Consider the following 14179-nt stretch of genomic DNA (forward strand, 5'->3'; position numbering starts at 1 on the left):
GGCAGTATTGATGTGAGAAGGGGTGGGTAAATCGTCTGTTCGGACTAGCAAGAGCCAAGGTGCTGGCTTTGTCATGCAGCATGGAACCTGCGTTGGCCCAATCGCCGGCAAGCCGGCTCCCACCCCGTTCGTGCATGCAGCACCTTGTGGGAGCCGGCTTGCCGGCGATAGGGCCTGTTCTGGCTTTGCTCAAAGGCGCAGCAACGCCTCGACGATCCGCTCGGCCGCCGCCTCCGCCGTCTCCCTCTGGGTATCGATATGCAGCTCTGGATTCACCGGCGGCTCGTACGGCGAGTCGATCCCGGTGAAGTTCTTCAGCTCACCCCGGCGGGCCTTCTGGTACAGCCCCTTGGGGTCGCGCTGCTCGGCCAGGGCCAACGGCGCGTCGATGAAGATCTCCAGGAAGTTGCCTTCCCCGGCCAGGCTCCGGGCCATGTCGCGTTCGGCGCGGAACGGCGAGATGAACGAGACCAGGGTGATCAAACCGGCATCGAGCATCAGCCTGGCCACTTCGGCCACGCGGCGGATGTTCTCCACCCGGTCGGCCTCGGTGAAGCCCAGGTCGCGGTTCAGGCCGTGGCGCACGTTGTCGCCATCGAGCAGGTAGGTGTGCTTGCCCAGCGCATGCAGCTTGCGCTCCACCAAGTTGGCGATGGTCGACTTGCCGGCGCCCGAGAGGCCGGTGAACCACAGCACCCGCGGAGTCTGGCCCTTGAGCGCGGCGTGGGCCTCGCGGTTGACGTCGATGGCCTGCCAATGCACGTTCTGCGCCCGGCGCAGGGCGAAGTGCAGCATGCCGGCGCCGACGGTGCGGTTGCTCAGGCGGTCGATGACGATGAAACCGCCGGTGTCGCGGTTGTCGGCATAGGCATCGAAGGCGATCGGGCGGTCCAGGTTCAGGTTGCATACGCCGATGCCGTTGAGCTCGAGGGTCTTGGCGGCGAGCTGGTCGAGGCTGTTCACGTCCACGCGGTGCTTGAGGTTGGCGCAGCTCATGCCCACGGTGCGGCAGCCGATCTTCATCAGGTACGGGCGTCCGGGCAGCAACGGCTCTTCGTCCATCCACACCAAAGTGGCTTCGAACTGGTCGGCCACCGCGGGCGGGGCGTCGGCCAGGGCGATCAGGTCGCCGCGGCTGATGTCGATTTCGTCCTTGAGCACCAAGGTCACGGCCTGGCCGCACTCGGCGCGCTGCTGCGGGCCGCTGGCGCCGAGAATGTCGGTGACTTCGCTCTGCTGGCCCGAGGGCAGCACACGGATGCGTTCGCCGACGCTGATGCTGCCGGCGGCGATGTTGCCCGAGTAGCCACGGAAGTCCAGATTGGGGCGGTTGACCCACTGCACCGGCAGGCGGAACGCCGCCTGGCCGGCGTGGGCCTGCTCCAGCGGCACGTCTTCCAGGTGGGCGAGCAGGCTCGGGCCTGTGTACCAAGGGGTGTTGGGGCTGGCGCTGAGCATGTTGTCGCCGCGTAGCGCAGAGAGTGGAATGCACTGGATGTCGTCCAGGCCGATCTGCGCGGCGAAGGCACGGTAGTCGGCCTCGATGCGCTGGAACACCTCCTGCGAGTAACCCATCAGGTCGAGCTTGTTGACCGCCAGCACCACCTTGCGGATCCCCAGCAGCGACACCAGGTAACTGTGCCGGCGGGTCTGGGTCAGCAGGCCTTGGCGGGCGTCTACCAGGATCACCGCCAAGTCGGCGGTGGAGGCGCCGGTGACCATGTTGCGGGTGTACTGTTCATGGCCGGGCGTATCGGCAACGATGAACTTGCGTTTCTCCGTGGCGAAGAAACGGTACGCCACGTCGATGGTAATGCCTTGCTCGCGCTCGGCGGCCAGGCCGTCCACCAACAGGGCGAAGTCCAGGTCCTCGCCTTGGGTGCCGAGTTTTTTCGAGTCGGCTTCGAGCTGGCCGAGCTGGTCTTCGAACAGCACCTTGGACTCGTACAGCAGGCGCCCGATCAAGGTGCTCTTGCCGTCGTCGACGCTGCCGCAGGTGATGAAGCGCAGCAGTTGTTTGTGCTGTTGTGCCTGCAGGTACGCGGTCAGGTCGTCGTGCCGGGCGTGGGTGATCGCGTTCATCAGAAGTACCCCTCTTGTTTCTTCTTCTCCATGGAGCCGGCCGAGTCGCTGTCGATCAGCCGGCCCTGGCGTTCCGAGGTGCGGCTGACCAGCATCTCGCCGATGATCGCCGGCAGGTCGTCGGCGTCGCTGTCGATGGCGCCGGTGAGCGGGTAGCAGCCCAGGGTGCGGAAGCGCACCTTGCGCATCTCGGGGGTTTCGCCGTCACGCAGCGGCAGGCGCTGGTCGTCGACCATGATCAGGGTGCCGTCGCGCTCCACCACCGGGCGCTCCTTGGCGAAGTACAGGGGCACGATGGGGATCTGCTCCAGGTAGATGTATTGCCAGATGTCCAGCTCGGTCCAGTTCGACAGCGGAAACACCCGCAGGCTTTCGCCCTTGCGCTTGCGCGTGTTGTACAGGCGCCACAGCTCCGGGCGCTGTTGCCTGGGGTCCCAGCGGTGCTGTTCGGAGCGCAGGGAGAACACGCGCTCCTTGGCACGGGATTTTTCCTCGTCGCGGCGGGCACCGCCGAAGGCGGCATCGAAGCCGTATTTGTCCAGCGCCTGCTTCAGGCCCTGGGTCTTCCACACGTCGGTGTGCAGGGCCGAACCGTGGGTGAAGGGGTCGATGGCTTTTTCCACGCCTTCGGGGTTGATGTGCACCAGCAGCTCCAGGCCCAGGCGCTCGGCGGTCTGGTCGCGGAAGGCGATCATCTCGCGGAATTTCCAGGTGGTGTCCACGTGCAGCAGGGGGAAGGGCGGCTTGCCCGGGGCGAAGGCCTTCATCGCCAGGTGCAGCATCACCGCGCTGTCCTTGCCGATGGAATAGAGCATCACCGGGTGCTCACACTCGGCCACCACTTCGCGGATGATCTGGATGCTCTCGGCCTCCAGCCATTGCAGATGAGTCAACATCGGATACCTCCTCGTGATCTTCCGGGTACGTGCCCGGTTGACGCCAAGGTAGGCAATGCACCACCGGCGCCTCTTCGTCTGCTCGGACGAAGTGCGGCGGTGGTGCCCACATCAGGCCGCGGTGGCGTGCAGCGACTCGGCACGGGCCTTCACGGCCAGGGCCACGGCATCGAAGCCCTGCTTGACCCACGCCCCATGGTTGGCCATGACCGAGTCGGCAGTGGGGCCGAGGAACTGGTCGGTGGTGTGGTAGCGGCAGCTGTTCGGGCCGGTGCGTTCGATCAGTTGTTCGCGGCGGGCCGCGTCCGGGTTGCTGGCGCTCGAGCGCATTTCCCAGGCGAGCAGGCGGTGTGGCTCGAAGTCCACCAGGTACTCGACCACATGCAGCAGCTCACCGGGCGCGGCCGGGTTGGGCAGGAACAGGTTGACCGGCTCGCCCAGGCGCAGGGTGGATTCGACCTTGACCGTGTAGGGGTTCCACTGCGGGTAGCTGGGCAGATCGACCAGGATCGACCAGACCAGCTCGGCGGGGGCGGCGATGTCCACGGTGACGGAGCGAACCAGGTTCTTGTCGGTTGTCATCGATGATTCCTCGTAGGGTGGCCCCACGCCGAGGCATGGCGCAGGGGAGCCGTGTGGCCCAACGAGGCATCGTGGTCGGTTGGCGCTTTGGGCTCTTCGTCCGTTTGGATAAGGGGCAGTATTGGGGTGGTCGTCTGGGTGTTAGTACTTTTTACTTCATGCTTGTAAGTAGGCGGCAGAACTTTTTACTTGAGGTGTGAGAAGTTTTTTGGGGCGGTAATTATCGCTGTTCGATTTAGATGTTTCCTACGCAAACTCGCTGTTTTGGCGTACTGCGCCGGTTTGTTTTTTGTGAATTACTAGCGGCGCAGGAAATAGTCATTAACAGGAGTTGCTTTCCATGTTGTCTTTTCGTAATACCCCGTCCGTCACGGTTGTCGATAATCGTGGCCTGGTTGTACGCACTATCGCTTATTGCCGTCAGCCAGATAAACCTGAGGTGACGGACGAACGCATCACCCATCACCAACACGACGCCCGAGGCGTCCTGGCGCGCAGTGCCGACCCCCGGCTGGCCGCTGCTGGCCGGGCAAACTTCACCTACCTGGCGGATCTCGCCGGGACGGCCTTGCGCACCCGCAGTGTCGATGCGGGCACTTCGATAACCCTCAGGGATGCCGCCGGGCGCCCTTTCATGGAGGTGGCCCAGGTTGCTACCGACGAAGAGGGTAACGACGACCTGACCCTCGCAGTCACCCATACCTGGCAGTACGAGGCCCCGTCCCAGGCCGGCCGACCGCTGAGCGTGACGGAGCAGGTGGCCGACAGCGAGGTGCGGATTGCCGAGCGGTTCGTCTGGGCACCGGTTACGCAACAGGCACGGGACCATAATCTGCTCGGGCAGGTGACCCACCATTACGACCCGGCAGGTCTGGTGCAGGCGAACAGCGTTGCCCTGACGGGTGTGCCGATCTCAACGACCCGGCAGCTGCTCAAGGAGGCCGACCATCCTGATATTGTCGCCGACTGGCAGGGCGAAGAGGCGGTGGAATGGGACACTCGACTGGCCCCCGAGACCTATACGACCCAGACCACGGCAAACGCCACGGGCGCGATGCTGACGACCCTGGATGCCGCAAGCAACCTGCAACGGGTGGCCTACGACGTGGCCGGCCAGCTCAGTGGCAGCTGGCTGACGATCGCGGGCAAGGCCGAGCAGGTCATCGTCCAGTCCGTAAGTTATTCCGCCGCCGGGCAGAAGCTGCGCGAGGTGCATGGCAACGGTGTGGTGACCACCTACACCTACGAGCCTGACACTCAGCGCCTGTCATCCATCAAGACCGAGCGCCAGGGCACTGGCGCGAAGGTGCTGCAGGACCTGCGCTATGCCTACGACCCGGTGGGCAACGTGCTGAAGATCTGCAACGACGCCGAGGCCACCCGGTTCTGGCGCAACCAGAAAGTGGAGCCGGAAAACACCTACAGCTACGACAGCCTTTACCAACTGGCCAGTGCCACGGGCCGCGAAATGGCCAACGCCGGCCAACCAGGCCGCCACCTCCCGCACGACACCCCCTTCGACAACACCACCTACACCCTATACACCCGCACGTACCGTTACGACACCGCAGGCAACCTGCTGCAGGTCCGTCACAGCGCCCCCGCCACGAACCACAACTACACCACCGACATCACCGTCAGCGACCGCAGCAACCGGGCCGTGCTGAGCACGCTGGCCCAGGACCCGTCGGCGGTCGAGGCGCTGTTCACCCCGGGCGGGCAGCAGGCCGTGCTGCTGCCGGGGCAACCACTGGCCTGGACCTCGCGAGCCGAGCTCGAGCAGGTCGTGTCGGTGAAGCGCGAAGGTGCTACGGACGACGGTGAAAACTACCGCTATGACAGCCGTAGCCAACGGGTGCTGAAAGCCAGCAGCCAGCGAACAGCCCACAGCACCCAGGCCCAGCGGGTGATCTACCTGCCAGGGCTGGAGCTGCGTACCCACACCAACGGCGACACGCTCACCCAAGACCTGCAGGTGATGACGGTCGGGGAGGCCGGTCGTGCGCAAGTGCGGGTACTGCACTGGACGGCAGGAAAACCCGACGACCTACCGAACGACCAACTGCGCTACAGCTACGACAACCTGCTGGGCAGCAGCGCGCTGGAGGTCGATGGCATCGGCAACCTGATCAGCCAGGAAGAGTACTACCCCTTTGGCGGCACGGCGGTATGGGCTGCGCGTAATGAAGTCGAGGCCAGCTACAAGACCGTGCGCTATTCAGGCAAGGAGCGAGATGCCACGGGCCTGTACTACTACGGCTACCGCTATTATCAGCCTTGGGCGGGGCGCTGGTTGAGTGCCGATCCGGCGGGTACGGTGGACGGGCTGAATCTGTACAGCATGGTAAGGAACAATCCAATAACGTGCCTCGACGAACAAGGGTTGATGCTGCGCAACGCCAATGGAAACGTAGAGGATGACGGATTTGAAACGGTCACGAGAAAAGGACAGAAAAACAAGCCGTCCGTTGCAGGGCGCTCGATAGAGGGGCCAAGTTATGCATTGAAAGACAATGCCTCAGCTAACCTGAAACAATGGGTCAAGTCCAGAAACGCCCGTGCCGAAGAAGCGGATACCGAGGCGTATGGTAAAAGGCTGATAAAGAATCCTGAAGGTAAACTACAGTTGCAACCCGTTTTTCTGTCCACTGGTTGGACCGATGATAAAGACAAATCGAAAGGAGAAGGGTGGAAGCATATTAGAGAACGCCACGCTAGCGATTTTAAGGCGGTGGGCGTCAACACAGACAGGGATATGAAAGAACTCGTTATTAAAGCCGTTACCCTAGGAGAAATCGTCGGCGAACAAGGCCAGGCAAATGGGCGCGAATCCGCCCGCCAGATCTATAAAGTCGGCTTCAAGACTCGGACACATTATATTGCCGTCACTACCACCAAGGACGGGAGCATCATTGGCGCCAACCCGAATGATGAAAAATACATAGAGGCAGGGCTGCGGGACGATGTCGGCCCCTCCACGCGTCACTATTATGAAGTGGTAGAAAAGGATAGAAACGGCCCACAGCGGCTGGCCAATTTAATCAAAAATGCCCAGCAAAAAAGAAAATCACAGTGAGTTTTCCGAGGCGCACATTTTAGTCCACTCGGACGTAGTACTCGATGGTCGCGATTTCTATGGTCTCCCCACCGGCGGCATCCCGCCCCCACGGAGACCATCATGGCCATCGACCCCACCGAGCAGGTATGCAGCGGCGCAACCTGGAACCATTTCTGCGAGCAGTTAAGGCGCAGCGGCGAGCAGATCCTGCGCGCCGAGGCGCCTGCCGATGCGCAGACCCGCGCCGAGGGCTTTCGCTACCTCACGCGCCTGCTGCGTATCGCCCTGGAAATGCACCTGGAGTTCGCCGACCCGGACTTCCCAGGCTTCATCACCCCCTCCCACGAAACCGCCAAGATCGGCGCCGACAACCCGGATAACCTGTACCGCTATGCTCGCCTGAACGGTGCCCAGCGCTATCGGGTCAGCGGCCAGCGCGGCAGCGTCGCCTATTTGAGCTTCGGGACCCAGAAGGGTGGCTACGAAACCAACGGCAAGATGATCCAGACCGGCTTCATCGATGCCAGCCAGTTGCAGCTGGACGCCGATGGCAACTTCGAGATCATCCTCAGCCAGCACCCGCAGGGCGCCGGCAATTGGTTGCGCCTGGAGCCGGAAAGCAACGCCCTGATCGTGCGCCAGACCTTCCTCGATCGCACCTCCGAGCAACCGGCACAGCTGCGTATCGAACGTCTGGATGCCGACCAGGCTCCACCGCCCCTGGACCCGGCCTTCTTGCAGCAAGGCCTGCAACGCGCCGCCTCGTTCGTCGAGAATACCGCGCGCCTGTTCGCTGACTGGGCCCAGGGCTACCAGGCCCATGCCAACCAACTGCCGCCGGCTGATCAGCCGCTGTGCCAATCGGTGGGCGGCGACCCGAACATCTTCTACTACCACTCCTACTGGGCCCTGGCCGACGACGAGGCCTTGCTGATCGAGGTGGAGCAGGTACCCGAGTGCGATTTCTGGAACCTGCAGATCAACAACTACTGGATGGAGTCGTTGGACTACCGCTACCACCGTATCTGCCTGAACAAACATTCAGCGCAACTGGACGCCGACGGCGGCTTGCGCATGGTGCTCAGCGCCCGCGACCCGGGCCTTGCGAACTGGCTGGAAACCGCCGGCCACCCCCACGGCACCCTGTGCCTGCGCTGGGTCGGCGCGAAAACCCCAGTACATCCCACCACCCGTGTCGTGAAGCTACATGCATTCGAGGAGCTTGCCTGATGATCAGTGAATTCGCCCCAGAACGCCTGATGGCCGAGGCCAGTGCCCGTGCCGGTGGCCTGCAGGACTTTGGCCCGGGCAACTTCCGTGAAGGCCTGGCGGTGTTGGCCGAGGCGCTGGAGCAAGAGGCCCGGTTGTCCGTGGCCGGGCGCGGCATGCTGCGTGAAAAGTTGCTGGCGCAACTGGTCAACCGCCTGGTCGTGGAAGACCATTGCACGCGTTACCCGCAGATCCTCGAGCAGCCCATCGACGACCCCTTGGTGATCGTCGGCCTGCCGCGCACCGGCACCACCTTGTTGCAACGTACCCTGGCGGTCGACCCGCAGTTCAACAAGGCCCTGTGGTGGGAGACCCGCTACCCGGCGCCACTGCCCGGCGAAGACCCCGCCCGCCCCGAGGCGCGCATTCTGAAGGCGCGTGCCGAAGTGGCGTCGATGGTCGAGTTCCTGCCGCAGTTGCTGGCCATCCACCCGCTGGACGCCGAGCAGGCCGACGAAGAGTTCATGCTGATGGAGCACAGCTTCCTGTGCGCCATGGACTCCTACGTCAACGTGCCCAGCTACACCGCCTGGCTCGATCGCCAGGACCAGACCCAGGTCTACCAGTACCTCAAACGCTGCCTGCAGTTCCTGCAATGGCAGCAGCGGCTGCGGGGCGTCGCCCCAGGCCGGCGCTGGTTGCTCAAGAGCCCGCAGCACCTGCATGCCCTGGAGCTTTTGTTCAAGGTGTTCCCCGGCGCCCAGGTGATCCTCACCCACCGCGAGCCGGCCAGCACCATCCCGTCGTTGGCCAGCTTCATCCATACCCTGTGGCAGCTGTACAGCGACCATGCCGACGCCGAGGCTGTGGGCGAGCAGTGGAACCGCCGCATGGCGCGTGCCATGCGCCATGCCATGGCCGTGCGCGAAACCCTGCCCGAAGCACGGGTGCTGGATATCCATTTCGAGGACACCGTGGGCCAGCCGTTGGCGGTGGTCGAACGCATCTACCGGTTCGCCGGCCTGCAGCTGAGCACCACGGTACGTGACGCGATCGTTCGTTGGCTGGCCGACAATGGCCGCGAAAAGCGCGCCAGCCACCAGTACAGCCCCGAGCGCTTTGGCCTGAGCGAGGCCATCCTGCAGCGCGACTACGCCGAATACCGTTCCCGTCACCTGCGGGCCAATGCCTGACACAACAACAAGAAGGAACCCACCATGCTATTGCAAGACAAGGTCGTGATGATCTCTGGGATAGGCCCGGGCCTGGGTATCAAGCTGGCCCTGGAGGCGGCGCGCCAAGGCGCTCGCGCCCTGGCCATCGGCGCCCGCAGCGCCGAGCGGCTGGAGCAGGCCCGCGCCCGTATTCTCGCCTTGGGCCATGAGTGCCAGGTGTTGTGTGTGCCGACCGACATCACCGACAGCGAGGCCTGTGCGCAGTTCGCCAAGGCTGCCGTGGAGGCGTTCGGGCGCATCGATGCACTGGTCAACAGCGCCTTTTCCCATGGCGGCTTCCAGGCTGTGGACGAGGCCGACAATGGGCCGCTGCGCGAGGCCCTGGAGGTCAACCTGCTGGGTTCGCTGAACATGTCGCGGGCGGTATTGCCGTCCATGCGCGAACAGGGCGAGGGCGCCATCGTGATGATCAACACCCTGGGCGTGCGCAAGCCCTACCAGGGGGGCGCCGCCTATTCGGCATCCAAGGCTGCGCTGGCTGCCAGCGTGCGCTACCTGGCCAGCGAACAGGCGGTGCATGGCATCCGCGTCAACGCCCTGGCCTGTGGCTGGATGTGGGGCGAGCCGGTGCAGGCCGTGGTGCGCCAGAGCGCCGAAGCCCGGGGCATCAGCGAGGCGCAGGCCAAGACCGAGTTCAGCGCGGGCATCCCCGGTGGGCGCATGCGTACCGACGATGAATGCGCCCGTGCGGCGCTGTTCCTGGCATCGGATTACGCCAGCGCGATCAACGGTGCGCAGCTCGATGCCAATGGCGGCGAACTGATGAACTGAGGGCAACGCTATGATCGATCATTGTGCTTTCAATGGCGACGCCGACGGCCTGTGCGCCCTGCAGCAACTGCGCCTGACCGGTGAGCTCGACCCGGCGGTGCGTCTGGTCAGCGGGGTCAAGCGCGACATCGCTCTGCTGCGACGGGTCCAGGCCGGGCCTGGCGACCGGGTGACCGTACTGGACATTGCCCACGAACAGAACCGCGAAGAGGTCCAGCGCCTACTCGCCGACGGTGCCCAGGTGCGCTACTTCGACCACCACTACCCGGGCGAACTGCCCCAGCATCCAGCCTTCGAGGCGCATATCGATACTGCCGCGCACGTGTGCACCAGCCTGCTGGTCGATGCCTGGTTGCAGGGCAGCGCGCACCGTTGGGCGGTGGCCGCGGCGTTTGGCGATGGCATGCCGGGGCCGGCCAGGGCCCTGGCCGAGCGCCACGGCTTGGTCGAGGCGGATGTGGCGGCCCTGGCGGAGCTGGGCCAGCTACTCAATTACAACGCCTATGGCGACAGCCTTGCCGATTTGCATGTCGAACCGCTGGTCCTGGCCGAGCAATTGCGTCCCTATGCCGACCCGTTGGACTTTGTGCGCAGTAGCGAGTGTTTCGCGGTGTTGCGCGCAGGGTATGTGGTCGACATGGCCGCAGCCGAGGGGTTGTCGCCTTGGCGCGAGGGAGCCGGCATGCGCCTGTACCGCCTGCCGGCACAGGCGTGGGCCCGTCGGGTCAGCGGCGTACTGGCCAACGACCTTGCCGCTGCCGCGCCTGGGCGTGCACTGGGGGTGTTGAGTGCCAAGCCCGATGGCGATTGGATGTTCAGCCTGCGGGTGCCGGAAGGTGCGGTGTGGTCGGCCGATGCATTCTGCCGGCAGTTCCCTGGCGGTGGTGGGCGGGTGCGTGCCGCTGGTATCAATCGGCTGGGCGTGGAGCAACTGCCTGAGCTGGCGGATCGGTTGGTGGCGTGTTACCCCGGTTGAGCCAGGCTTTGGGCGTAAAGCCCTTGAAACAAGAACGCCCCGGGCCAGCAAGCCTGGGGCGTTTTTTTCGGTTGGGCGATCGCTTGGAAATTGCCGGAGGGCTGCAACGCAGCCCGAGGCGCTCAAGATAAAAGAAAGCCCCCGGCTTTTCGGGCCGGGGGCTTGGCGTGGGGAGGCTTAGCGCGTACCCAGCTTACGCAGGTTGCCCGGGGTGAACTCGTCGGGCCCGAAGTTGCTGGCGTTGAGCTTGGCCGGCTTCTGGTCGTCGAGCAGGCGGTCAACCATGTAGGAGCCTGCGATCAAGTCATGGTAGAGCCCCAGGCGTGCATGGAAGCGCTGGATGTCATAGGCATACACCGACGTCTGCATGTTGGTGCGCCACAGCTGGCCACGGGAGTCGTAGTTGTCCGCCAGGGTCGCAGCCCAGCTGTCCTCGTCGATGTAGAACATGCGCTTGGCATAGATATGCCGGGCGCTGGGCTTGAGGGTTGCCTGCAGCACCCAGACACGGTGCTTCTCGTAGCGCATCAGGTCCGGGTTGATGTGGCCGGCAGCATTGATGATCTCGGCCTGGGTCACGTTCGGGCTGTCGATCTTGTAGTTGTTGTAGGGGATGTAGACCTCTTTCTTGCCGACGATCTTCCAGTCGTAACGGTCGGTCGCACCGTTGAACAGGCGGTCTTCGTCATAGACGCGGAAACCACCGGCCCCGGTCGGGGAGTCATAACCCACCGTCGGCGCACGGCGCACACGGCGCTGGCCGGGGGTGTACTGCCAGGCCTGGCGCGGCTGGGCGGCTGCGTTGATGAACTCATGGCCGACCACGATCTCGCCTTTCTTGCGCACCGGCTCCAGCGTGGTGAGCAGGAAATCGGTGAACACGCCGTTGGTGCTCTGCGCGTTTTGCTTGGGGTCCGACCACAGTGAGTATATCTTGTAGTTGACCTTCTCCAGCACACGGTTGTTGTCGGCGTATACCACCACCTGGTTGTAGTTGGCCTCCTCGGTGACCGCGCGCGCCTGCATGGTGTGGTTGAGGATCAACTCGTTGCCGTTCTTGGGCACCGGGAACGGCGAAGCGCCGAAGGCATCTAGGGCATCGTTGCCATCGCTGCTGAGCTTGGCGGTCTGGGCGTTGCGGGCGATGGCCGCCTCGGTCTGTGGGTCGACGCGGAAATCCCGGTGGCTGGGGTAGACCGGCATCTTGAACGAGTTCGGGTAGCGTTTGAACAGCGCCTTCTGGCCATCGGTGAGGTTGGCGGCGTACTGCTCCATGTTCTGGGCGGTGATGACGAACAGCGGCTTTTCGTCGGCATACGGGTCCGGGTAGGGCGTGCCGGGGCCGGCGAACTTCACCTGGGGCGGTGTGCCGCGCCATTTGCCGGTCCAGGCCGGGATGCTGCCGTCGGCGTTGCCGGCACGCTCGGCGCCCATCGGGGTCAGGTCCGGACCCAGGGTCGTGGCGTCAGTGCCACTGACATTGGCCTGCAGGGCCAGGCTGCTGCCGAGCAGGGCGATCGCGAGCGTGGTACGCAACCAGGGATGCTTGAGATCAGACATTTCGGTGATCCTCCGTCAGGGCTTTTAGAAGCGGTACTTGAAGTTGAGCGCGATATTGTCGCGGTCGGCCCAGGGCGAGTTGTTGGCATTGCCCAGGTACGCGCTGTACAGCGCCTCGACCGTGAAGTTGCCGAGGTAGCGCCAGGTGGTGCCGATGCTGGCGCGGTCGTCGCCCTGGCCGTAGTTGATCGAGCCGGTCAGGGCGCTGTCGTGCTGGGCGGCGGTGCTGAAGTTGATCGGCACCGACATGTCCCAGCCACTGAACACGTCGTTGTAGTCAAGGTTGACCTGCACCGTGTAGCCCCAGGCGTCACGGTCGCCCACCAGCGAATCGGTGCCGGGCAGGGAGAAGCCGGGCGCCAGGGTCAGCGGGTCGGAGGTGTCGTTGTCGAGCACGGTGTTGTAGATCAGTTCGCCGGTCAGGGTGGTGTTGTCGGCGAAGGCGCTGGGGCCGAACACATGGATCGCCGACACTTGCGCCTGCAAGGTCTCGGCCCTGACGGCGCTGGAGAAGCCGTTGTCGACCATCACCGGCTGGCCATCGCGGTAGCTCACTTCCCCGGCCAGGCTGGTGTCGCCCAGCACGGTGGCGAAGCTCACGCCGTACAGGTCGATGTTGTCGAAGTAGCGGGCGCGGTAGAAGCCCAGGTCGCTCTGGAAGTCCAGGGTCGGGGTCTTGTCGTGGTAGCGCACGTAGTACAGGCCGAACTCGGTGTTGTTCAGCGAAGCCGCGCTGTAGCGCAGCGCCAGGCCGTACTGGCCGCTGTCGCTGGGCTCGTCGTCCTTCAGGCGCTTGACGAAGCCGCTGGCGTCGCTGTAGCCGCCGCGGTCGATGAAGTCGGTGGTGGAGAAATAGCTGCCCACGCCGAACAGGTCGGTCTTCTCCCACTTGTACTGGTAGTAGGCCTCCACATCCAGCTCGTCGGTGAGGCTCAGCTGGCCGAAGACCTGGCCCACCGGCAGCAGCACTTCCTTGACCTCCACACCCGGGGTGGTCGCCTTGGTCGCATCCACCGGGCTCTGTGCGCCGGAGACGCCTGGGTAGAACAGGCTTTCACCCCAGCTCACCACCTGATCGCCCACGCGCAGGTTCAGGTTGTGCCCGGCCATGTCCCAGGTGCCGTAGGCATAGGCATCGAGCAGGCGCAGGTCGTCGCGGTGCTGGTCGATGGTGTCCTTGGAGAAGCGGTCGGGGCGGCTGCACACGCCGCTGGCGAAGCAGTTGGAGGTACCGGTGTCGTTGTCGTTGCCACGGTCATAGACGCGGTCATAGAAGCCCGAGGCGCGCATGAACAGGCCATAGTTCTCGCGCCAGTGCAGGTTGGCCTCGGTAAGGAAGCCCACCCGGTCGGTGATCAGGCTGCCCCGGTCGAATGCGTTGTCGCCGTCGTTGCCATCGGCGTTGGCCACCAGTTTGTGGTCGCGCTTCTCGGTACGCCAGGCAAGGCTGTAGGTCAGGGTGGTGTCCCAGTCCACGCTCAGGTCGTCGCTGGGCTGGAAGGACAAGGCACTGGCCTGCTGGCTGAGGCCGCCGGCCAACAGCAACAGGGAAAGGCGCACGTACGTGTTAAGGGGTTGGGGGGCGATTGTTGTTTTTATCATTGTCGTCCTCATGCGCGGGCATTACCTGCCCGACCGACGTTCCGGTTTTGGGAGGTGGAGCAGGGCCGACTATGGGACGCCGCCCAGGCAGCAACATCGTCCAAGTGGACTACGCGCAGCAGCCCATGACCCGGTAGTCCCATTGGACGATGCCGGGCCACAGGGGGCGCCGGACAATCCCCAGGCCCATGCCCCGGCCGCCTTTTCG

At 64.2% G+C, this 14179-nt stretch carries 10 protein-coding genes; 5 read left to right on the forward strand and 5 right to left on the reverse strand.

Going from position 1 to position 14179, the window contains the following annotated elements:
- Nucleotides 1-189: 189 nt before the first annotated feature.
- From cysN to ACXHGZ_RS08490, 3 genes are all read right to left on the reverse strand, one after another.
- On the reverse strand, nucleotides 190-2082 hold the full coding sequence (cysN, locus tag ACXHGZ_RS08480; protein WP_480463305.1) for a sulfate adenylyltransferase subunit CysN: 1893 nt from the start codon (nucleotides 2080-2082) through the stop codon (nucleotides 190-192).
- Complete coding sequence (gene cysD, locus ACXHGZ_RS08485) at nucleotides 2082-2996, reverse strand: sulfate adenylyltransferase subunit CysD (RefSeq protein ID WP_480464013.1); 915 nt, start codon at nucleotides 2994-2996, stop codon at nucleotides 2082-2084. The genes cysN and cysD overlap by 1 nt, the downstream gene beginning before the upstream one ends.
- A gap of 93 nt (nucleotides 2997-3089) precedes the next feature.
- Complete coding sequence (locus ACXHGZ_RS08490) at nucleotides 3090-3560, reverse strand: SRPBCC domain-containing protein (RefSeq protein ID WP_480463306.1); 471 nt, start codon at nucleotides 3558-3560, stop codon at nucleotides 3090-3092.
- Between the two features lie 340 nt (nucleotides 3561-3900).
- Here ACXHGZ_RS08490 and ACXHGZ_RS08495 point away from each other — a divergent pair, with 340 nt between their 5' ends.
- The 5 genes from ACXHGZ_RS08495 to ACXHGZ_RS08515 all read left to right on the forward strand — a co-directional run bounded on the left by ACXHGZ_RS08495 (nucleotide 3901) and on the right by ACXHGZ_RS08515 (nucleotide 10809).
- Entirely contained in the window at nucleotides 3901-6636 is a 2736-nt protein-coding gene (locus tag ACXHGZ_RS08495) for an RHS repeat-associated core domain-containing protein (RefSeq protein ID WP_480463307.1), read from the forward strand.
- Nucleotides 6637-6738: 102 nt separating this feature from the next.
- Entirely contained in the window at nucleotides 6739-7848 is a 1110-nt protein-coding gene (locus ACXHGZ_RS08500; protein ID WP_480463308.1) for a DUF1214 domain-containing protein, read from the forward strand.
- Nucleotides 7848-9020 (forward strand): sulfotransferase family protein, encoded by a 1173-nt coding sequence (locus ACXHGZ_RS08505; protein ID WP_480463310.1) that lies wholly within the window; start codon nucleotides 7848-7850, stop codon nucleotides 9018-9020. The genes ACXHGZ_RS08500 and ACXHGZ_RS08505 overlap by 1 nt, the downstream gene beginning before the upstream one ends.
- Before the next feature lie 24 nt (nucleotides 9021-9044).
- Nucleotides 9045-9833, forward strand: coding sequence for an SDR family oxidoreductase (locus tag ACXHGZ_RS08510; RefSeq protein ID WP_480463311.1), 789 nt, complete (start codon nucleotides 9045-9047; stop codon nucleotides 9831-9833).
- Between the two features lie 10 nt (nucleotides 9834-9843).
- Entirely contained in the window at nucleotides 9844-10809 is a 966-nt protein-coding gene (locus ACXHGZ_RS08515) for an acetyltransferase (RefSeq protein ID WP_480463312.1), read from the forward strand.
- A gap of 177 nt (nucleotides 10810-10986) precedes the next feature.
- Here the strand turns inward: ACXHGZ_RS08515 and ACXHGZ_RS08520 are convergent, their stop codons facing one another.
- Together ACXHGZ_RS08520 and ACXHGZ_RS08525 are read right to left on the reverse strand one after the other, a co-directional pair.
- The gene (locus ACXHGZ_RS08520; RefSeq protein ID WP_324817858.1) at nucleotides 10987-12369 is read right to left on the reverse strand and encodes a DUF1329 domain-containing protein; all 1383 of its coding nucleotides are present in this window, start codon (nucleotides 12367-12369) and stop codon (nucleotides 10987-10989) included.
- Between the two features lie 24 nt (nucleotides 12370-12393).
- The gene (locus ACXHGZ_RS08525) at nucleotides 12394-13971 is read right to left on the reverse strand and encodes a DUF1302 domain-containing protein (RefSeq protein WP_480463314.1); all 1578 of its coding nucleotides are present in this window, start codon (nucleotides 13969-13971) and stop codon (nucleotides 12394-12396) included.
- Nucleotides 13972-14179: the final 208 nt, after the last annotated feature.

This window comes from Pseudomonas shiyinii, from assembly GCF_056725765.1.